Annotated in this window: 19 protein-coding genes; 12 read left to right on the top strand and 7 right to left on the bottom strand. The window is 57.1% G+C overall.

The window, feature by feature from the left end; genetic code table 11:
- Positions 1-3 precede the first annotated feature (3 nt).
- The 5 genes from ACP0GE_RS08035 to iolD are packed head-to-tail and all read right to left on the bottom strand — an operon-like array spanning position 4 to position 5,359.
- Positions 4-831, bottom strand: a complete 828-nt coding sequence (locus ACP0GE_RS08035; RefSeq protein ID WP_424831457.1) for a class II fructose-bisphosphate aldolase — start codon at positions 829-831, stop codon at positions 4-6.
- Positions 828-1,670, bottom strand: coding sequence for a 5-deoxy-glucuronate isomerase (locus ACP0GE_RS08030; protein WP_424831456.1), 843 nt, complete (start codon positions 1,668-1,670; stop codon positions 828-830). The genes ACP0GE_RS08035 and ACP0GE_RS08030 overlap by 4 nt, the downstream gene beginning before the upstream one ends.
- A gap of 10 nt (positions 1,671-1,680) precedes the next feature.
- Positions 1,681-2,655 carry a PfkB family carbohydrate kinase gene (locus ACP0GE_RS08025; RefSeq protein WP_424831455.1) on the bottom strand — a complete coding sequence of 325 codons (975 nt, stop codon included), beginning with the start codon at positions 2,653-2,655 and terminating at the stop codon, positions 1,681-1,683.
- The gene (locus ACP0GE_RS08020) at positions 2,652-3,491 is read right to left on the bottom strand and encodes a phytanoyl-CoA dioxygenase family protein (protein ID WP_424831454.1); all 840 of its coding nucleotides are present in this window, start codon (positions 3,489-3,491) and stop codon (positions 2,652-2,654) included. Before ACP0GE_RS08020 ends, ACP0GE_RS08025 begins: the two co-directional genes overlap by 4 nt.
- Positions 3,491-5,359 (bottom strand): 3D-(3,5/4)-trihydroxycyclohexane-1,2-dione acylhydrolase (decyclizing), encoded by a 1,869-nt coding sequence (iolD, locus tag ACP0GE_RS08015; protein WP_424831453.1) that lies wholly within the window; start codon positions 5,357-5,359, stop codon positions 3,491-3,493. Before iolD ends, ACP0GE_RS08020 begins: the two co-directional genes overlap by 1 nt.
- Before the next feature lie 135 nt (positions 5,360-5,494).
- Here iolD and ACP0GE_RS08010 point away from each other — a divergent pair, with 135 nt between their 5' ends.
- The 3 genes from ACP0GE_RS08010 to ACP0GE_RS08000 are packed head-to-tail and all read left to right on the top strand — an operon-like array spanning position 5,495 to position 8,658.
- The gene (locus ACP0GE_RS08010; protein ID WP_424831452.1) at positions 5,495-6,598 is read left to right on the top strand and encodes a Gfo/Idh/MocA family protein; all 1,104 of its coding nucleotides are present in this window, start codon (positions 5,495-5,497) and stop codon (positions 6,596-6,598) included.
- 20 nt (positions 6,599-6,618) lie between these two features.
- Entirely contained in the window at positions 6,619-7,512 is an 894-nt protein-coding gene (locus ACP0GE_RS08005) for a TIM barrel protein (protein WP_424831451.1), read from the top strand.
- Positions 7,513-7,524: 12 nt separating this feature from the next.
- A complete protein-coding gene (locus ACP0GE_RS08000; protein ID WP_424831450.1) occupies positions 7,525-8,658 on the top strand; it encodes a Gfo/Idh/MocA family protein in 1,134 nt (377 codons plus the stop codon).
- Here the strand turns inward: ACP0GE_RS08000 and ACP0GE_RS07995 are convergent.
- Positions 8,655-9,656, bottom strand: a complete 1,002-nt coding sequence (locus ACP0GE_RS07995) for a LacI family DNA-binding transcriptional regulator (protein ID WP_424831449.1) — start codon at positions 9,654-9,656, stop codon at positions 8,655-8,657. The genes ACP0GE_RS08000 and ACP0GE_RS07995 overlap by 4 nt on opposite strands.
- Positions 9,657-9,853: 197 nt before the next feature.
- Between ACP0GE_RS07995 and ACP0GE_RS07990 the strand changes: the two genes are divergently transcribed.
- The 3 genes from ACP0GE_RS07990 (at position 9,854) to ACP0GE_RS07980 (ending at position 12,825) form a co-directional block, all read left to right on the top strand.
- Positions 9,854-10,804, top strand: a complete 951-nt coding sequence (locus tag ACP0GE_RS07990; protein ID WP_424831448.1) for a sugar ABC transporter substrate-binding protein — start codon at positions 9,854-9,856, stop codon at positions 10,802-10,804.
- Positions 10,805-10,880: 76 nt separating this feature from the next.
- Positions 10,881-12,005 (top strand): ABC transporter permease, encoded by a 1,125-nt coding sequence (locus tag ACP0GE_RS07985; protein ID WP_424831447.1) that lies wholly within the window; start codon positions 10,881-10,883, stop codon positions 12,003-12,005.
- Position 12,006: 1 nt separating this feature from the next.
- Entirely contained in the window at positions 12,007-12,825 is an 819-nt protein-coding gene (locus tag ACP0GE_RS07980; RefSeq protein WP_424831446.1) for an ATP-binding cassette domain-containing protein, read from the top strand.
- A 48-nt stretch (positions 12,826-12,873) separates the two neighbouring features.
- Here ACP0GE_RS07980 and ACP0GE_RS07975 read toward each other — a convergent pair whose 3' ends face one another.
- A complete protein-coding gene (locus ACP0GE_RS07975; RefSeq protein ID WP_424831445.1) occupies positions 12,874-13,857 on the bottom strand; it encodes a glycosyltransferase family 2 protein in 984 nt (327 codons plus the stop codon).
- A gap of 228 nt (positions 13,858-14,085) precedes the next feature.
- Here ACP0GE_RS07975 and ACP0GE_RS07970 point away from each other — a divergent pair, with 228 nt between their 5' ends.
- The 6 genes from ACP0GE_RS07970 (at position 14,086) to ACP0GE_RS07945 (ending at position 20,633) form a co-directional block, all read left to right on the top strand.
- Entirely contained in the window at positions 14,086-15,879 is a 1,794-nt protein-coding gene (locus tag ACP0GE_RS07970; RefSeq protein ID WP_424831444.1) for an ABC transporter ATP-binding protein, read from the top strand.
- Between the two features lie 42 nt (positions 15,880-15,921).
- Entirely contained in the window at positions 15,922-16,791 is an 870-nt protein-coding gene (locus tag ACP0GE_RS07965) for a glycosyltransferase family 2 protein (protein WP_424831443.1), read from the top strand.
- A 163-nt stretch (positions 16,792-16,954) separates the two neighbouring features.
- The gene (locus ACP0GE_RS07960) at positions 16,955-17,968 is read left to right on the top strand and encodes a D-cysteine desulfhydrase (protein WP_424831442.1); all 1,014 of its coding nucleotides are present in this window, start codon (positions 16,955-16,957) and stop codon (positions 17,966-17,968) included.
- A gap of 1 nt (position 17,969) precedes the next feature.
- Positions 17,970-18,665 (top strand): aspartate/glutamate racemase family protein, encoded by a 696-nt coding sequence (locus tag ACP0GE_RS07955; protein ID WP_424831441.1) that lies wholly within the window; start codon positions 17,970-17,972, stop codon positions 18,663-18,665.
- Positions 18,666-18,894: 229 nt separating this feature from the next.
- A complete protein-coding gene (locus ACP0GE_RS07950) occupies positions 18,895-19,842 on the top strand; it encodes an AEC family transporter (protein ID WP_424831440.1) in 948 nt (315 codons plus the stop codon).
- 104 nt (positions 19,843-19,946) lie between these two features.
- On the top strand, positions 19,947-20,633 hold the full coding sequence (locus ACP0GE_RS07945; protein WP_424831439.1) for an endonuclease III domain-containing protein: 687 nt from the start codon (positions 19,947-19,949) through the stop codon (positions 20,631-20,633).
- The last annotated feature ends 22 nt before the right edge of the window (positions 20,634-20,655 follow it).

Below are 20,655 nucleotides of genomic sequence, written 5' to 3'. Positions count from 1 at the left end.
GCCTCAGGCTTTGAAATCCTGTAGAACCCGGCGTGTTGCGGCCACCAGCGGCGCATGCGTGTCTTTCAGAATCTGCACCCGATCAAAACGCTCGGGATCTGAATTGACCGCGTCGCGCAAAGCATGACCAAAGGCCATGCGCAATTCGGTTCCGATGTTGAATTTACAAATGCTAGACCCACGCGCGAGCGTGCGGCGCTGGGCGGACGGTACGCCTGACCCGCCGTGGATCACCAATGGCACCTTCGTCATGGCCTCGATGGCTCGGATGCGGGGCTCGTCCAGCCCGCCTTCCTTGTCCTGTTGGAGGTGGACGTTTCCGACCGAGATTGCCATCGCGTCAACACCAGTTTCTTTGGCGAATTGCGCTGCTTCTTCGGGGTCGGTCCCTGCCGAGTTCTCGCCACCGGAATAGCCGACGAACCCGATCTCACCTTCGCAGGACACGCCTGCTGCGTGCGCCATCTCGGCGATCGTCGCTGTTTCATCGATATTCTGGGCCAATGGTTTACGAGAGCCGTCGAACATCACGGAGCTGAACCCGCTATCGATGGCCTCGCGGCATTCCTCGACCGTATATCCGTGATCCAGATGGGCGACAACCGGGACCGAGGCCCCTTCGGCCAGATACCGGAACATCTTGCCAAGCACCGGTAAAGGCGTGTGTTCCCGGCAGGACGGACCCGCTTGCAGGATAACCGACACGTCTTCAGCCTCGGCTGCGGCGACATAGGCACGCATGTCTTCCCAACCCAAGGTCACCAAACCGGCCACGGCATGACCGCCCCGTAATGCCGGTTGCAGAACGTCGGAAAGCGTCACTAAGCTCATTTGAATTTGGCCACCATGTCCATGATGCCGGGAATGGTATGCAATTGCTCGGCATGTGTAGGTTGAAAATATTGTTTCAGACTGCGCTGGCTGAGCCCGCCCAGAATGGTGAAGTAGTACATCTGGTATCCGGGCAGAACCGCACAGGGATGATACCCTTTGTCGATGCAAATGGTTGACCCGTCGACGATGTGATAGGCGTCGCCCGGCTTGTTATCCTCTCGCTGCAGCATTTGCAGGCCAGACCCATAATTTGGTTTGAACCGGAAGTTATACGTCTCGTCATGTCGGGTTTCATCGGGTAGGCGGTCGGTGTCATGCTTATGACTTGGAAAGCCGGACCAACCGCCTTCACCGACGGTGTAGAGTTCCGAGACTAGCAGACGCCCCACCTTGTCATGATGATTGGCGCCAAGGATATGTTTGATCTTGCGATGGGTTTTGGTCTCGTCCGAGCCATATTGCACCACGTCCAGCTCACCGGCGCGGACATCGAACGGTTCCAGCACTTTGTCGTATTTCGCACCAGCAATGAAGGTCTCTGTTTCGTCCGTCAGGCAGGTTATACGCACGTTGGCCCCGACGGGAGCATAGACGCCTTCGGGCTCGCCATCCCAGACATCTTCGGTGCGGTTGCCCAGATTGTCATAAACCTTGCCGTCCACGTCTACAGTCACCGTTCCGATCGCCGGAACGATGCAGGTCTCATAACCCGGTACGGCGTATTCGAACATCTCGCCTTTGCGAAGCTTAACGATGTTGAAATAGTTCAGCGGGACAAGATCATCGTCTGCATCCACGATGGGTTTGTTCTGATTATCATAGGGCGCGATATGCATATGCGTCTCCTTACTCGGAAGGGCCGGGATGCGAGGCCAGAAACGCCTCAAGCTCGGCAGTTGTGGGCATGGCTCCGGCGCAGCCGGGTTTGGACACGGTGATCGAAGCGCAAGCCGATCCGCGCAAAACGGCATCGCCAAGGTGGTGGCCAGAGGCGAGCGAGGCCAGGAAACCGGCCAGAAAACTGTCCCCGGCGCCGTTGGGTTTGACGGCAGTGACCGGATAGATGCCGGTGCGGATCTCTTGCCCGTCCACCAGCGTGATCGCACCCTCTTGTCCCATTTTATAAACGACCATGCGCCCTTCGGCGGCCAATTCGCGGGCTTTATCCAAACCCCTTTCGATTCCACCGGCCATGAACCCGAACTCTTCGTCATTGCCGACGATCAGATCGCTTTCGGCACCTGCGCGCGACAACACATCCGACGCAACCTGGGGCGAGGGCCAGGAATAGGGGCGATAATCAATGTCGAAAATAACCGGCAGACCGGCCTTGCGTGCATTTTCAAACGCCCGAAACGTGGCCGAGCGCGAGGGTTCAGAGGCAAAGACCGTTCCAGCGGTGATCAGAGCAGAGAATGCCGAATAATCCACCGCGTCCATATCATCTTCGGTGACCTGAAAATCAGCGGCGCCATTGCGATAGATAACGTTCTGGAAGTTCTCAATGCAGCTTTCGTACACCGCAAGCGAGGTGCGGGCTTCTCCGCCCACGCTGCGGATGTAGGCCGTGTCGACGCCATAGTCTTTCAGTCGATTGAGGCAAAACCGGCCCACCGCGTCGTCCGAGACCGAAGTCACCAGCGCGGACGCGCTGCCCAGTTTCACCAGCCCAGCGCAGATATTGGCAGACGAGCCGCCCAAATCGGCCCGGAATGTCACGGCGTCTTCGCTTTTGACACCAACCGGGTCGGCAAACATGTCCATTCCCGCGCGACCGAAAACGGCAAAACGGTTGCCTTTGATACCGTTCATCAAGTTCATACGCGGCCCTCGGTGTTACCGGCCTGCGCGGCGTCCAATACTTCGGGGTAGGGATAGTCCAGCCCCAACAACTGACGCATGTCGGGGCTTGCAGTATCCAGAAAGTCTTGTGGCAAGGCGGCGGGCATGTTTTCCATCGGTTTAACCCATTTCGGCAGGTATTGAATCAGAATTGCGCTGCGGTCGTGATCCGCCTTGTTCGGCATCGCGCAGTGCCAAGTCACACCGTAGAACAAGGCGACGTCCCCAGGTTCGCCTGTCATGCGCTCGCAATGCTCGTAGAACCGGTCATCCGGGCCGGGGTAGCGCAGTTCTTTCTGCGATCCGGGCACATAAGCGGTCGCGCCGCTTTCTTCGGTGAACGGGTCCAACAGAACCGAGACCTGAGCGTTCATCGGGAAAGATCCGTTCAAACCTACGGGATGCGTTTCCGGCCGGTGAAAATCCCAATAGGGATAGTCGACATGTGGTTCCTGTCCGGGACCACCCGGCAGGATGCGATTGGCCGCGATAGAGCCCATGATGAATTCGGTTCCCAGAAACTGGCGCAGAATGTCCATCAGAACCGGGTGCGCGGCCATGTTCGAGAATACCTCGCCTTTGGCCAACAGGTTCCAAACGCGTCGTTGCAGGTTCAGCGCGCCGTCCTCAGCTGCGGCGCCCTGAAAGTGGGTCACCTTGTCCGCGGCCTCCTCGGAATGTGCCATAACGATTGCACGGGCCTCTGCGACATCCTCAGCAGAGAACAGCCCAGAGATGCCAACCGCACCACCACCATGCAGCAGTTCATCGACAATTTCTGCAGGATTGGCCGTTTGAGCCGTGAAACGCTTCATCATACACCCCGTCGTTGCTTTTCTCGTGTCGCTTCCCAATCGACATGAGCCTGGCGGACTTTTTCATTTTCGGTGACGTGCGGTGTCCCGACCTCCCACCAGGCATGGCCTTCGGTGGTCCAACCTTCGTAGGGGTCGACATCCATGACGATGACAAAGGTCTTATCGCTTGCCTTCGCGCGCTTAAATGCCTCGGCCAGTTCCGCAGGGTTAGATACCTTTTCGGTGGCTGCACCCATTGATGCGGCATGGGCTGCGAAATCCACCCCGAACGGCTCTGCAATGGTTGGACAGTCGGCGATCAAGTTGTTGAAGCTTTCGTTCCCGGTGTTGTTCTGCAGCTTGTTGATGACCGCAAAACCGCCGTTGTCCAGCACCAGAATGATCAATTTCATCTGACTAAGGACCGAGGAATAGATGTCCGAGTTCAACATCAGATACGAACCATCCCCGCAAAAGGTGATCGTATCCTGATCGGGTTCCTGCTGTTTCTGCGCAATCCGCGCACCCCAGGCCCCGGCGATTTCGTAGCCCATGCAGGAAAAGCCGAACTCGACATCGACAGTGCCGATGTCCAGCGTACGCCAGTTGGCGGTGACTTCGGCGGGCAGTCCACCGGCGGCGGCAACGACTCGGTCGCGCGGGTCGCACAGATCGTTCACCACGCCAATCGCCTGCGCATAAGAGTTGGGTCGATTGCCGTACGAGACATTCTCGGCCACGTAGGCATCCCATTTACTACGTTCTTCCCTGGCCAGCGAGACCCAGCTGTCTGGTGCGCGATAATCCACAGCCTCACCCAGCGCAGCAATGCTAAGCTTGGCGTCGCCAACCACCGGCAGCGACATGTGTTTCCCGGCATCATGACGCGCTGCGTTGAGTGAGATGAATTGCGCGTCCTTGGCAAACGCGGTCCATGATCCGGTGGTGAAATCCTGCAAACGGGTTCCGATGGCGACGATGACGTCCGCCTTTTCCGCAATTGCGTTGGCCGAGTCCGACCCGGTGACCCCAATCGGCCCGATATTCAATGGATGTGTCGCCAGCAGATTGGCGCGGCCTGCGATGGTTTCGACCACGGGGATCTGATGCGTTTCGGCAAAGCTGGTCAGTTCGCTGACTGCTTTGGAATACTGGACGCCGCCCCCGGCGATGATCATTGGGCGTTTGGCCTGGGTCAGCGCCACTGCTGCGTCCGCAATCTCATCGGCGTCTGGAGCCTGACGGCGGATGCGGTGAACCTTCTTTTCGAAGAATTTTACCGGGTAATCGTAGGTCCATCCTTGAACATCCTGCGGCAGCCCCAGAAAGGCAGGGCCGCAATCGGCAGGGTCCAGCATGGTCGCGATTGCGTTCGGCAATGACTGAAGCACCTGCGCCGGGTGCGTGATGCGATCCCAGTAGCGCACGACCGGTTTGAACGCATCGTTGACGCCAAATGTCGGATCGCTGAAGTTCTCCATCTGCTGCAAGACCGGATCAGGCAGGCGGGTAATGAACGTATCCCCGCACAGCATCAACATCGGCAGACGGTTGGCGTGGGCCAGTCCTGCTGCTGTCAGCAAGTTGGCTGTGCCGGGGCCTGCGCTGGCGGTGCAAAACATGAATCGTTGCCGCAGCCATTGCTTGGCATAACCCGCCGCCGCGAATCCCATGCTCTGTTCATTCTGACCACGATAAAGCGGCAGCTCGTCCCGAGCGGAGTTCAGCGCTTCGCCCAGGCATGTGACATTACCGTGGCCGAAGATGCCAAAGCCACCGCCACACAGGCGCATTTCTTGCCCGTCGATCTGGATGAACTGGTTGGAAAGCCACCGAATAATCGCCTGCGCTGTGGTCAGATAAACCGTGTCGCTAGATGTCGCCATTTTTGAACCAGCCCTCCGGGGAAAATCGGTGCATTTTTGATGAAGCGCCGAAAGCAGCTTGCGAGTTTTCGAATCTCAGGATACAAATTTTGCAACCGGTTGCAAATATATTTCCATGTGGGGGAGGCTTGTGGGATGACCCAGATCGGAATCGGCATCCTTGGCGGCGGTTATATGGGCAAAGCGCATGCTGTCGCCATGTCGTCCGTCGGCGCGGTGTTCAACACCGCTTTGCGCCCGCGCCTTGAAATGGTCTGCGCCTCCAGCGCGCAAAGCGCGGAGCGCTATCGCAAAGCCTATGGGTTTCATCGGGCGACGGATGATTGGCAGGCCTTGGTCTCGGACCCCAGGGTCGAGGCGATTGTGATCGCGACACCTCAGGAAACCCATCGTCCCATCGCCGAGGCGGCGTTCGCACTGGGCAAGCCTGTGCTTTGCGAAAAACCGCTTGGTGCTTCGTTGGAGGATGGGGCAGCGATGGTCGCGGCCGCCGAAAGCTCGGGTGTGACCAATATGGTCGGGTTCAACTATATCCGAACGCCTGCCAGCCAATATGCCCGCCAATTGATTGCCGAGGGCGCAATTGGAGATGTCACGTGGTTTCGCGGCGAGCATACCGAGGATTTTTATGCCGATCCGCAGACCCCGGCCACATGGCGCACCGATGGCATGGCGAACGGCACTATGGGTGATCTGGCCCCGCATATGATCAACGCAGCGATGGCCTTGATTGGTCCGATCACCAAAGTGTCTGCCGAGGTTGAGACAGTTCACAAGACTCGCCCAGGTGGAGAGGTCACCAATGACGACCACGCCCAGATGATGTGCCGGTTTGAGAACGGAGTGATGGGGCATCTATACATCTCGCGCATCGCAACGGGGCGCAAGATGGGCTACGCATATGAGATCAGCGGCACCAACGGCGCGATCCGGTTCGATCAGGAAGATCAGAACACGCTGTGGCTTTATCGTATGGAAGGCCCCGAAGCGACACGTGGATTTACCAAGATCCTCACCGGGCCGGAGCACCCGGATTATGAACCGTTCTGTCAGGGGCCTGGTCATGGGACCGGCTATCAGGATCAGATCATTGTCGAGGCCCGCGATTTTCTGAAAGCGATTGAGACCGGGCAGCCGATTTGGCCGACCTTCCGCGACGGGCATGCTGTCAATTGCGTTGTCTCGGCTGCGTTGGCCTCGGCCCAAGTCGGAACATGGAAAGACGTCGAACCTTTCTGAGCATTCGGAGTAGCAATAAAATGGCAATCAGAATTGGCAATGCGCCCTGTTCCTGGGGCGTGGAGTTTGCAAATGATCCGCGAAATCCGGGCTGGCAAACTGTGCTGCGGGAATGTGCCGAGGCCGGGTACAAAGGGATTGAATTGGGGCCTGTTGGTTTCATGCCCGAAGACCCGGCTGTGTTGGCGGATGCGCTGGCCGAGAACGATCTGGAACTGATCGGAGGTGTTGTGTTTCGCCCGTATCACGACCCGGACGCATGGGACGACGTGCTGGATGCCACGCATCGCACGGCGCGGGCGCTGAAGGCGCATGGAGCAGAGCATCTGGTGCTGATTGATTCAATATCCCAGCGCCGAGCGCCAACTGCCGGGCGGGCGTCTGAGGCGGAACAGATGGATCGGGCTGAATGGGCGGCTTATCGGGATCGGATAGCGGAATCGGCCCGGATAGGCGCCGAAGAATATGGCCTGACCGTTGGGATTCACGCCCACGCGGCGGGATTTATGGATTTCGAGCCCGAGCTGGAGCGGCTGCTGGATGAAGTAGACGAAGCAATCCTGAAGATCTGCTTTGATACCGGGCATCATTCCTATGCCGGGTTTGATCCTGTGGTGTTCATGCAGCGATACGCAAGCCGTATTTCCTATATGCACTTCAAAGACATAGACCCGAAGATCAAGGCTGACGTCATTGATAATCGAACCGGTTTCTATGATGCGTGCGGGCAGGGCATCTTTTGCAATCTGGGTGATGGCGACGTCGATTTCCCGGCGGTGCGGCAGGTATTGCTGGATGTAGGTTTCAAGGGCTGGTGTACCGTTGAGCAGGATTGTGATCCGACACTTGACCCCGATCCTGTCGGGGATGCCCGGGGCAATCGCGAATATCTTGAATCCATTGGCTTCAACTAGGGAGAGCAGGCAATGGCAAAGCTGAAATGGGGTATGATCGGCGGTGGTGAAGGCAGCCAGATCGGGCCTGCCCATCGCTTAGGGGCTCAGGCGGACGGTTTGTTCGAATTTGCGGCGGCAGCGCTGGATCACCGCCCGGAACAGGGCCGTGCGTTTGCCCAGGAATTGGGTGTTTCCGCTGATCGCGCCTATGGTGACTGGCGCGAAATGCTGCAGGCCGAAACGGCGCGCCCTGATCGGGTCGACCTGGTGACCATTGCCACGCCAAATTCGACACATTTCGAGATTACCAAGGCATTTCTCGAAGCCGGGTTCAATGTGCTGTGCGAAAAACCCATGACCATGACCGTGGAAGAGGGCGAAGAGATCGTGCGGGTCGCCGAAGCCTCTGGCAGGATTTGCGCAGTGAACTACTGTTATTCAGCCTACCCGATGATACGTCTGGCCCGCGCGATGGTGCGCGAAGGTGAGATCGGGAAGGTCCGGTTGGTCGTTACCAATTTCAGCCACGGCCACCATGGTGACGCAACGGATGCAGACAACCCGCGCGTCCGCTGGCGTTATGATCCGGCTATGGCTGGCGTATCTGGGCAATTTGCCGATTGCGGTATTCACGCACTGCATATGGCCAGTTTTGTATGTGACGACCATGTCAAATCACTGTCGGCTGATTTCGCCTCGACCATTCCCAGTCGCGAGTTGGAGGACGACGCCATGGTGAATTTCCGCATGGCAGGCGGAACCGTTGGTCGCCTTTGGACGTCTTCGGTGGCCATCGGTCGGCAGCACGGGTTCGACATTCAGATCTTTGGTGAAACCGGCGGGTTGCGCTGGATGTCCGAGCAGCCGAACCAATTGATCTACACTCCGGTCGGGGGGCGCACTCAGATCATCGAAAAGGGTGAGGGTGGCATTCACGAAGAGGCTCAGCGACTGTCACGCGTTGCAGTCGCTCATCCCGAAGGGTTCCCTCTGGCCGTGGCGAATATCTACTGCGACCTGGCTGACGCCATCCGGGGTGAAACGCGCGACGGGTTGCCGGGGGCCGAGGATGGTGTGCGGTCGATGGCCGCTGTTCATGCGGCAGTGGAGTCTGCAAAAGGCGAGGGGGCCTGGACGGACGCGCGCCCACCGATGTTCCGTTAATTTGAAACGGGGCGCAAAGTGCCCCGGTCCACCACGGAACAAGGGAATATGCGGGCTTCGGGGTAACGATCAGGGTCGTTCAGCATGGCGACCGTAAGCTCGATGGACGAGTTGACGATCTGACGGATCGGCTGATGTATGGTGGTCAGGTTGATGCTTTCCCACCGTGCCATTTCCATGTCGTTCAGCCCGATGATGCCGATGTCCTCGGGGCAGGAGTACCCGCTATCCTCAATCGCCGACAACGCTCCGATCGACAGCACGTCGTCCCCGCAGAAATAGGCCTGTGCAGGGCCATCGGCGAGAAGGCGCAACATTTCAATGCGGCCTGCGTCAAAAGAATAGGCCGCGGCGAAAGAGTGTGTCACGTGGACGCTTGGATACGCCTCAAGCTCGGACATGAATCCCTTGAACCGGTCTTGGGTGGATGTCGCCGCCTCTGGTCCGCCCATAAAGGCGACATGGTCATATCCTCGGCGCAGCAACTCGCGCGCGGCCATGCGCCCGCATTCCACGTTGTCGATGCCCACCACATGCACTTGCGGGGCCGAGGAGTAGCGGCCGAAGGAATGAACAACCGGCATCTGCGCGTCCCGAAACGCCTTGGCAAATCCGGGCGGCAGGGTCGAGGATGCCACAACGACGCCATCCACCGAATATTGCCGCAGCATGCGGACCGAGTTGGCGGGATCTGTTTCATCCGTCAGGTTCACAAGCAGGGGGCGCAATCCGCAATTCTGCAAGCCACGTGTGAACAGATCGAACACCTCCAGAAAGATCGGGTTGTGAAAGTTGTTCGAGATCAGACCGATCAGTTTTGTCCGCCCGGTGGTCAACGATGAGGCCAGAGCATTCGGGCTGTACCCAAGCTCGCGCGCGGCCTTTTCCACTTTGCGCCGCATTTTGTCCGAAACCGAGGCACCATCGGTGAACGTGCGCGAAACAGCAGACCGAGATACCCCGGCGCGTTCTGCAACGTCTTTCAATGTAACGGCCATCGTTTTCATGTCCCCTTTTCGGCGTACGCCGTTTCCGTCGCTCCTTTTAGAACGTTTCGCCCAATGGCGCAGCAGCGGGCCGATGCAGTCATTTTGCAACCGGTTGCAAGAAAAGGCAAGATGTGCTTTAAATTGAGTCGGAGGAGCGGCTTTGAATCGCTTCATCGCCACGAATTGGTGAAATCTGGGAGGAAATTATGTCATCACTGATGAAGAAACTGGCTCTGGCCGCAACCGTTGCCGCCGCTCCGCTGATCGCAGCGGGTGCCGCGATCGCCGAAGGTGAGAAATACGTTCTGGTCAGCCACGCGCCGGATAGCGACAGCTGGTGGAACACGATCAAGAACGGTATCGCGCTGGCCGGTGACCAAATGGGTGTTGAGGTTGAATACCGCAACCCGCCGACGGGTGACCTGGCCGATATGGCCCGCATCATCGAGCAGGCTGCAGCCGCTGGTCCTGACGGTATCATCACAACTTTGTCGGACTACGATGTGCTGTCTGGCCCCATCAAAGCGGCTGTCGACAGCGGAATTGACGTTATCATCATGAACTCGGGCACGCCGGATCAGGCGCGCGAGGTCGGTGCGCTGATGTATGTCGGCCAGCCTGAATATGACGCGGGCTTCGCGGCGGGGCAGCGGGCCAAAGGCGATGGCGTCGGGTCGTTCCTGTGCGTGAACCACTATATCTCGAGCCCGTCTTCGACTGAGCGTTGCCAAGGCTTCGCGGATGGTCTGGGTATTGATCTGGGCAATCAGATGATCGACAGCGGGCAGGACCCGGCTGAAATCAAGAACAAGGTTCTGGCCTATCTGTCGGCTAACCCGGAAACCGACGCGATCCTGACGCTTGGCCCGACATCGGCAGACCCGACTCTGTTGGCGCTGGATGAAAACGGCATGGCCGGCGATATCTATTTCGGCACGTTCGATCTGGGCGAAGAAATCGTCAAAGGTATCAAGGGCGGTGTGATCAACTGGGGCATCGACCAGCAACCGTTCCTGCAGGCCTATCTGCCGGTTGTTGTCCTGACCAACTACCACCGCTACGGCGTTCTGCCGGGCAACAACATCAACTCGGGTCCGGGTTTCGTCACCGCAGACGGTCTGACCCTGGTTGAAAAATACGCAGGCGAGTATCGCTGATTACATGAAATTGGGCGGCGCAGAGCAATCTGGCCGCCCTCTTTGTATCCATTCCAGGACAACATGAGGATTGATCATGTCCGGAACTTCCCAACAAGCCGCGACGGTTGACGAACGCATCAAACAGCGTTCCCGTTTTCGCGAGGCCCTGATCCGCCCCGAATTGGGGGGTATCGTCGGCACCATTATCGTGTTTGCCATGTTTCTGCTGTTTGCTTCGGATTCGGGCATGTTCACATCGCAGGGCGTACTCAATTGGAGCCAGGTCTCTGCTCAGTTCATGATTATCGCTGTAGGCGCATGCCTGTTGATGATCGCAGGGGAGTTCGACCTGTCCGTCGGTTCGATGATTGGATTTGCGGGCATGATGATCGCAATATTTTCGGTCACACTGAACTGGCCGGTATGGATGGCAATCCTGATCACCTTTGTGCTGTGCATCGCCATCGGGGCGATCAACGGGTTCATCGTGATCAAAACCGGACTGCCCAGTTTTATCGTGACGCTGGCCTCGCTGTTCATTTTGCGTGGTTTCACGATCTACCTGCCGCAAACGATCGAGCGTAAGACTATCATTGGCGGCGTCAAAGACGCAGCAGAGGGTGACTGGCTGGCGCCGATCTTTGGCGGAAAGATCATGACAGGCGTTTTCCAATGGTTGGGTGATGCCGGTATCATTGAAACCTTCGAACGTGGAACCCGTCAGGGACAGCCCGTGGTTGACGGCATTCCGATGTTGATTGTCTGGGCCATTGGATTGGTGATCTTTGGCCATATCCTTCTGACCAAGACCAAGTTCGGCAACTGGATCTTCGCCTCGGGCGGTGACGCTGAAGCCGCACGGAACTCGGGTGTTCCGGTCAGCAGTGTCAAGATTAAGATGTTCATGTTTACCGCCTTCTGTGCCTGCATCTTTGCCACCTGTCAGGTGATGGAATTCGGCTCGGCCGGCGCGGATCGTGGTTTGCTGAAGGAATTTGAGGCCATCATCGCGGTTGTTATTGGCGGAGCGTTGCTGACCGGAGGCTATGGCTCGGTTCTGGGGGCTGCGCTTGGGGCGCTGATCTTTGGCGTCGTCCAGCAGGGTTTGTTCTTTGCCGGGGTCGAAAGCTCTTTGTTCCGGGTGTTCCTGGGGCTGATCCTGCTCTTTGCCGTGGTGCTGAACACCTATATCCGCCGCATGATTACCGGAGAGCGTTGATATGACCGAAGATACCAAGTTCCACCATGGTGATCCGGCTGCAAGCACCCCGATCATCGAGATGAAGGACATCGAAAAGCACTTTGGCGCGGTTATCGCGCTGGCCGGGGTATCCGTGAATGTCTACCCGGGTGAGTGCCATTGCCTGCTGGGTGACAATGGTGCGGGCAAGTCGACCTTTATCAAGACCATGTCAGGCGTGCACAAGCCAACAAAAGGAGAGATTCTTTTCGAAGGCAAGCCGATGCATTTTGAGGATCCACGCGACGCGATCGCCGCTGGCATTGCGACGGTGCACCAGCATCTTGCCATGATCCCGCTGATGTCGGTCAGCCGCAATTTCTTCATGGGCAATGAGCCGTTGCGCAAAGTTGGGCCTTTGAATTTCTTCGACCATGAATACGCCAATCAGGTGACCATGGAAGAAATGCGCAAGATGGGTATCAATCTGCGCGGGCCCGATCAGGCCGTGGGCACGCTGTCAGGTGGTGAGCGTCAGACTGTGGCAATCGCCCGGGCGGTACATTTCGGGGCCAAAGTTCTGATTTTGGACGAGCCTACATCAGCCCTGGGCGTGCGCCAAACGGCGAACGTTCTGGCGACCATCGACAAAGTGCGGAAACAGGGCATTGGAGTAGTGTTCATTACGCACAACGTGCGTCACGCTTTGGCGGTCGGCGACAGGTTTACGGTGTTGAACCGAGGCAAGACCCTGGGCACCGCCAAACGGGGTGAGATCACTCCGGAAGAGCTTCAGGATCTTATGGCCGGTGGTCAGGAGATGGTTGAGCTGGAAGGCAGCTTGGGCGGAACCGTCTAAGCCAACTTGCGATAAAATGGCGGCACAGCGCAAAGGCGCTGTGTGCAATCAGTGGCCGGTGACTTTCTTGTACAAAGCCGACTTGTACCCCACAAGGATCCCCAACACGCCGACCAGCCATCCCATCAGGCGGGCGATCTGGATATACCTTTGGTTCGGTTGAAAGGGCAAAAGAACCACTGCGCCCAACAATGCGATCAGACGAAACGGCGCGCCCAGAAATCCAAGCGCGGCTTTCAGTGGTGACGCGCTGAGCTTGCGGCGTAGATGCGTATTCGACTGGTCGCGCCCGCGCGCGACCTGATACCAAAAGGACAGCCTGTCCGGCGGAATAGTTTCGTAAACAAACGCATCTTCGACCCAACCAACCGGCAGGCCAGCCGCAACGGTTTCCGCGTAGAATTTCGCGTCGGTTCCGCCTGTCATCCGCATTTTTTCGTCAAACCAGATACCGTGTTCGGTGAACAGCCGCGTCTCGCCCAGCCAGTTATTGGTCACAATCGTCACGCCACCGGTTTCATTCAGCGTGGCGCGTCTTGCGGCGGCTTTCTCCTTACCTAAATATCGATTGGTGATGTTGTGCAGCATCAGACGCTGCAAGGGAGTCTCGGACCCTGAGGGTTGAGCGGCCCTGAGCGGAGCCCCCAGCAGAACAGCCGAACTGTTACGGTAACCGTCAACTAGCTTTTCAAGCCAATCCCTGGCGACAACTTCGTCGTCATCTACAAAACACAGCAGGTCCGCTGAATCGGCAATCGCCTCGCGCGCGGCGCGATTGCGGCCAAAGGGGATCCCGGGTTCGGTTTCAAGGACATAGTCGAGAGGGACGCCATTAGGCAACTTTGCCCCCCAAGCCTCAATGACCGTTTGACTGTGGGGGATTGAATCATTCTCGACAACCAGACACCGAAGCACGGTGTTTTCCGGGATCAGCATCTTGCCCCAGCTTTCGACAAGCGCGTCCAGCATCTCTGGCCGCCGCCGGGTTAAGGTTGCAACTGTAATTCGGAGAGGAGTGGTCCGACGATTCATGGCAAGCTGATACAATTTTAACTGATCGTTTGGCAAGCAATAGGCCTTGCAACGGGTGAACCTATGACCATATGAGGCCTTCGTGCCAATCGGCGGGCGAGGGTTGGGCATACGCCGGGATAAGGTTGCATTCCGGATAACCGTGAGGTCAAAGTCGCCTGAAACTCTTAAGGAGCCGTTAACCCTGACGCACGGCTCCAGTAATGGCAGGTCTTCGTTTTGCGAAACATGAAGCTGAAGTTTTTGGACAAAAAGAACGAGTCGTTGTTGTGGCGGCTGGTTAGTGAAAATGTACGCTCGCAATCGGTGCCATACATCATCGCCATCTGTGCGATGGTGTTTGTGGCTGCGACAACCGCGTCAATCGCCTGGATCATGCGCGACGTCGTGGATTCGCTGTTCGAGCCCGACAATGCCTCGAAGGTCTGGGGTGTTTCGGTTGCCGTCTTTACGATCTTCTTCATAAAAGGTGTGGCGACTTATGTTCAGGTGGTCGCGTTGACCCGGGCAGGCAATCGGATCGTCGCGCTGCAGCAGATCAAGCTGTACGACAAGCTGCTCCGGCAAGGCGTGTCTTTCTTTAACCTTACTGAAAGCTCACAACTTCTGACGCGGGTGACCCAATCCGCACAGGCGGCCCGCAGCGTGATCGAGTCAATTGTCACAACAGCGGTCCGGGACACGCTTACCTTGATCGGCCTGCTTGCCGTCATGTTCTATCAGCAGCCGATCCTGTCCCTGTTCACTCTGGTGATAGGTCCTTTGGCAATTCTCGGGGTTCGTGCGCTGCTGCGCCGGGTTCGGGATATCGCGGATATGGAGATGCAATCGCTGGGCGCGATCATGAAGGTTATCCAGGAAACATCGGCCGGAATCCGCGTTATCAAATCGTTCGGGTTGGATCAGCGTATGGCGGAACAAATGTACAAGTCCGTCAAGAATGTCGAAAAACGTCGGAATAAGCTGGCGCGCCTTAAGGCAGCAACCAGCCCACTGATGGACATATTGGCCGGGTTTGCAATTGCAGCGGTCATCGGGCTGAGTGCCGCGAACATCTTTGGGTCCAGAGGGTCCACTCCGGGTGAGTTGTTGTCCTTTGTTACTGCACTGATGATGGCCTATGAGCCCGCAAAGCGCCTGTCCCGCATTCGTGTCAATCTTGAGATCGGATTGCGGCGTGTGAAGATGATGTTCGACTTGCTTGACCAGCCGGAAACGCTGATCGAGGAGGCGGACGCAAAGGCCTTGCCCGAAGGCCCCGGAGAGGTCCGGTTTGACGATGTCACGTTTGGTTATAGCGAGACGGATCCCATTCTAAAGAACCTGTCGCTGACATTCCAAGCGGGGCAAACCACGGCTCTTGTTGGTCTGTCAGGCAGCGGTAAATCGACCATTCTGAATCTCGCTTTGCGCCTTTATGACCCGCAAAGCGGCAGCGTTCTGATTGACGGACAGGATATCAGATACGCGTCGTTCGAGACCTTGCGCAAAGCAATGTCTTTTGTCGGGCAAGAAACCTTCCTGTTCTCTGCGTCGATTGCCGAGAACATCCGTATGGGCCGCGAAGACGCCACGCGCGAAGAGGTCATCGAAGCCGCCAAGGCCGCGAATGCTTATGACTTCATCATGAGGCTGGATGATGGCTTTGATACTTTGGTTGGTGAAAACGGTGCTTTCCTGTCTGGTGGCCAGAAACAGCGCCTTGCCATCGCGCGGGCCTTGCTGCGGGATAGTCCAATTCTTCTGCTGGACGAACCGACCAGCGCGCTGGATTCCAAATCGGAACATCAGGTTCAGGAGGCATTGCACCGCCTGACCAAAGGACGCACGACCATCATTGTGGCGCACCGGCTGTCGACTATCCTGCATGCTGACAAGATCGTCGTTGTCGAGTTCGGTGAGATTGCTGAACAAGGAAGCGCCCATGAGCTGCTGGACCGCGATGGGCCGTTCCGCAATCTGTATGATCATCAGTATTCGAATGCCGTGACGTCTTCGGCTGGTTCTGGCGAACAGGATTGAGTGATCGGACCCTTAATTACTTTCGGAGCAAGTAGAACCAGAATGGAAGCATCCGTCATCATTCCAACCTACCAAAGCTGGGACGACTTGCAGAACTGCTTGGATTGTTTGGCTGTTCAGACAATCGACCCGGGCTTGTTCGAAGTTATTGCAGTCAACAACGACCCGAATGACCCCGTACCCGCTTCCTTCCGTTTGCCAGCGAATGCCAGGATTTTGACCGAGGCCAAGCCGGGCTCATATGCCGCGCGCAATCGCGGCATCGCCAAGGCGCAGGCGGATCTGTTGTTTTTCACGGATGCTGATTGCCGCCCAGATCCGGATTACTTGGAAAACGGGTTGAAGATCGCCAAAGACAACCCCGAGGTTGGCCGGTTTGGCGGAGATGTTGTGCTGTTCCCGGCGGGCGATGATTGGACTGCGCCGGAACTGTACGATTCTCTCTGGGGTCTTGAGCAAGAGAAATGGATTCCGAAAGGGCGGGCGGTGACGGCCAATCTGATTGTGCGCCGCAGTCTTATTGATCGCATCGGTCCCTTCAACGACACTGTCTTTTCAGGTGGTGACATGGAGTGGAATGATCGCGCGACCGAGGCGGGCGAGCCCATTCTCTTTGCTGAGAAAGCCAAAGTCGGACATCCCGCGCGCACTCTGCACGAGCATCTGCTTAAGGCGCGCCGGATCGAAGGGGCGCGGCTACGACGCAATGCCAGGCGCGGGTTTGTTAACTACATTCCTCCGATTCAAAAACTCATCCCGTCGTTCAAGACTTTGGTGAGATTCTTACAAAACCCTGATCTGAGTACGCGGCGGGCTTTTGATCTGTGGGGGGTTCACTACGCGATCAGGGTAACAAAAATAGCAGAAGTTATCCGCCTGTTGTGGTTCAAACGCCCGGACCAGCGCAAGTAGTTCAGCGTCTGATATCCCAATATGTCCCATCCGGGTTGACATGATCCTGTTCGCAGCGCTGAGTATCGGCCTAGACAAACCCATCACAGCTCGCATGGCGCAACTCGGCCGAGGGGCATGATGCGGCGTGATCTGCCCGCGAAACAAACCGACAGGACCCAGAATGCATTTGTCCCGCTTTCCCCGTGTTCACCTTGCCCATTTGCCGACACCTCTGGAACGGTTAGAGCGTCTGTCGGCAGAATTGGGTGTCGAAATATGGATCAAGCGTGACGATTGTACCGGCATGTCGACCGGCGGGAACAAAACCCGCAAGCTGGAGTTCCTGATGGGCGAAGCGCTCGAGCAGGGCGCGGATATGGTCATGACACAAGGGGCGACCCAATCAAACCATGCGCGCCAGACGGCGGCTTTTGCTGCAAAACTGGGCCTCGGGTGCCATATCCTGTTGGAAGATCGCACCGGCTATAACAACGCCAATTACAACGAAAACGGCAATGTCCTATTAGATCACTTGCATGGTGCCACGACCCAGAAATTCCCCGGCGGTCATGACATGGTCGCCGAGATGGAGCGGGCGGCCGAGGCAATGCGGGGCAAGGGGCACAAGGTCTATGTCATTCCGGGTGGTGGCTCAAACCCGACCGGGGCGATGGGCTATGTAAACTGTGCGATGGAACTTGTGGGGCAGGCCAATGAAAAGGGCCTTGTGATCGACCGGGTTGTTCATGCCACCGGGTCTTCCGGGACGCAGGCGGGTTTGGTGACCGGGTTGTGCGCCATGAACAGTGGCATCCCGGTTTTGGGAATTGGAACGCGTGCGCCGCAGCCCAAGCAAGAACAGATGGTGTATGATCTGGCCTGTAGAATTGCGGACAAACTGGGATGCGCAGGTGTCGTCAAACCAGAAGACGTGATGGCCAATACAGACTATGTCGGCGACGGTTACGGCCTGCCGACGGATAGCGGGCTGGAAGCGATCCGCATGTTTGCCGAGTTGGAGGGTATTCTTCTCGATCCGGTATATTCTGCAAAGGGTGCAGCCGGGCTGATTGATCTTGCACGCAAAGGAACATTCGCGGGCGAGCGGGTGGTATTCTTGCATACCGGAGGTTCCGTCGGTCTGTTCGGCTATGATTTTGCCTTTCACAATGATGATCGCTGGGTCGAACTCTGACATGACCCGCAAAGTGGTTGGCATTTTGGGTGGCATGGGGCCAGAGGCGACCATTTTGCTGCAAAAACGGCTATTGCAGATTGTGGATGCACAGGATGACGCGGATCATTTGCCGTTGCTGATTGACATGAACCCACAGGTCCCTTCGCGCATTGCGCATCTGATCGAAGGGACCGGCCCTTCACCCGCGCCGGTTCTGATCGAAATGGCCAATCGGCTGGAGCAGGCAGGCGCGACGGCGCTGGCCATGCCTTGCAATACGGCGCATCACTATCTGCCTGAAATCGTTGACCATTTGACGGTGCCGTTTCTGGATATGATCGCGTTATCTGTGGCACGTGTTGCTCAATCCGCAGAAACGGGCGCGCGCATTGGTTTCCTTGCTTCACCAGCTGTTCAGATTGGCGGCGTGTTCGACAAAGCGCTGAAGCAGCATGGCCTGACACCCGCATGGCCTGAGCAGATGGACCTGTTATTATCTGCCATTCGGGACATCAAAGCGAATGGTCCAACGGATCGTGCCGCCAAAATCCTGTCCGATGCGGCGTCAGAGTTGGAAGGCAAAGGCGCTGCGCAGCTTATTGTCGCCTGTTCCGAGTTTTCGTTGACCACATCCTCGCTGAGTGCTTCGATTCCGGTCATAGATACAGTGGATGTTTTGGCGCGGGCCGTTCGGGATCATATGATTGTGTCCTAAATCGGGGACACTTTGACAGTGTGCAGATCCCGATCTGCAAGCAATGCAGAAGCGTTTTCTTTGACCCTACGGTTTGCGGTGGCAGGGCGCGAAGAAGATGAAACATCCAAGCGCCGTACCATCGCTGCCCCTTTGTTTTGGTGGATGCCGGTTACTGCGCTATAGTTGCCCAACCGCAAACGAAAACGCCCTGAGCGCAGGCGTTTATCGACACGGAGTTGGGCAATAGGTGCAGTTCGAAAGTTTATTCGATTCCTTTGTTGTCATGCTGGCGCTGGTGGGTGCGGCGATCTGGTTTCGGCAAAAAGGGGTCATCCAAGACCACGAACAAGGAGTTTTTGCACGCCTTGTAACTGATTTCGCACTACCCGCCCTTATTTTTGCAAACCTAAGCCGCGAGCCGTTCCGGCTGCAGAGTTTCGAACTCGCGTTTGTGCTGTTTGTCGCGATTGCGGTTGTGATGGTCGTCGCGTGGCTTATCGGGCGTTGGATGCAGCTTGCGCCACCCGTGCTGGGCTCGGTCATTTTGGTGTCGGGGGTCGGCAGTACCTCGACACTCGGATATTCATTGGTTCAGGGCATCTACGGGGAGAACCCCGAAATCATGAGCCTTTTGGTCGTCATGGGAGAGGTGGGCGTTGTACTTCCCCTGTTCACCATTGGCGTTGCGATTGCCAGCTATTTCGGAGGCGGCACCACGGGCGGGCCAAACGTGACCGACGCGGTCAAGACGTTCGTTCGATCGCCCATTTTCATCGCTTTTGTACTGGGCGTTCTGGCCTCGGCATTAGAGCTGCCGCAACAGAGCAAAGTTATGGTTCTGCTGAACGGCTTTCTTGAGATTGCCAGCGCATCTTTGACGGTTCTGGTGGCCTTTACCATTGGCCTGATGTTGAAGCCCGTCGCGCTTCGGGACATGGCAGGTTTGCTGGTTCTGGTCTGCCTGCTGAAGCTGATCCTTGAGCCATTGGTGGCTGCCGGGTTTGCCTATGTTCTGGGACTGCCGGATGTTCAACGGGATATCCTGATTGTCGAAGCCGCGATGCCATCGGGTGCATTGGCCACTGTCATTGCCGCCCGCTATGGCTGCGACGCAGCTGCGGCCTCGGCACTGCTGATCGCCACTTTCGCGTTCAGTCTAGTTGCCATTCCTTTGATCGGGTACCTTGCCCTGTAGTCCTGTTTGCCGCCACGCGGAGGTCGGTGTCAGGTTTGGGCAGGCGTTAATGTTCGCTTTTTGTTCTTTTCACATCTATACTGACCTCCATGCAGTTGCCTTTGATGCCGGACAATCGCTCGGACCAGTTGATGACGATCCACAGACGGCTGTTCCACTGCTTTGGTCAACCTGGCCCATATCTGATGTTGGACCCAGTCTCTCAACTGGTCATGGGGTTGGTAGGCGGCAGAACACGTGGAGATGTTTCATCCGCCGCATTCCTCCGCCTCGCACGGCGATTTTCGGGTTGGGAGGACCTTCGCGACGCATCTGTTACCGAAATCCGGACTATTATCGCTGACGTCACGTTTTCCGAACTCAAAGCACCGAGGCTCAAGGCGGCGCTTCAGGCGGTTACAGCTAGTCAAAGCACGCTGACACTCGATTTTCTCGCCGAACTTTCGGTGAGCTCCGGGCTTTGCTGGTTGGAGCGTTTGCCGGGAGTTGGCCGCAAGACTGCCGCAACCGTCTTGAACTTCAGCACACTCAGAAGGCGCGCCCTTGTGGTTGATACGCACAATTTGCGAGTTTTTCAGCGTCTTGGCCTGGTCAGGCCGCAGGATGGTGCAATCGAGGTTTATGAAACGTTGGTACCGCTATTGCCCCACGATTGGCAGGCCCGAGATTTCGATGACCACCACCAGCTTGTGAAGATGCTCGGCCAAAGGCTTTGCCGTCCAACCTCGCCGGTATGTTCCGTATGCCCCTTGCGCGATCTTTGTCGATACGGAACGGCACAATTGGATTAACGTCTGGTTTCAATAAATCCGG

The organism is Ruegeria sp. (genome assembly GCF_965243365.1).
Lineage (GTDB): Bacteria > Pseudomonadota > Alphaproteobacteria > Rhodobacterales > Rhodobacteraceae > Ruegeria.
This window is presented reverse-complemented; position numbering and strand designations above follow the sequence as displayed.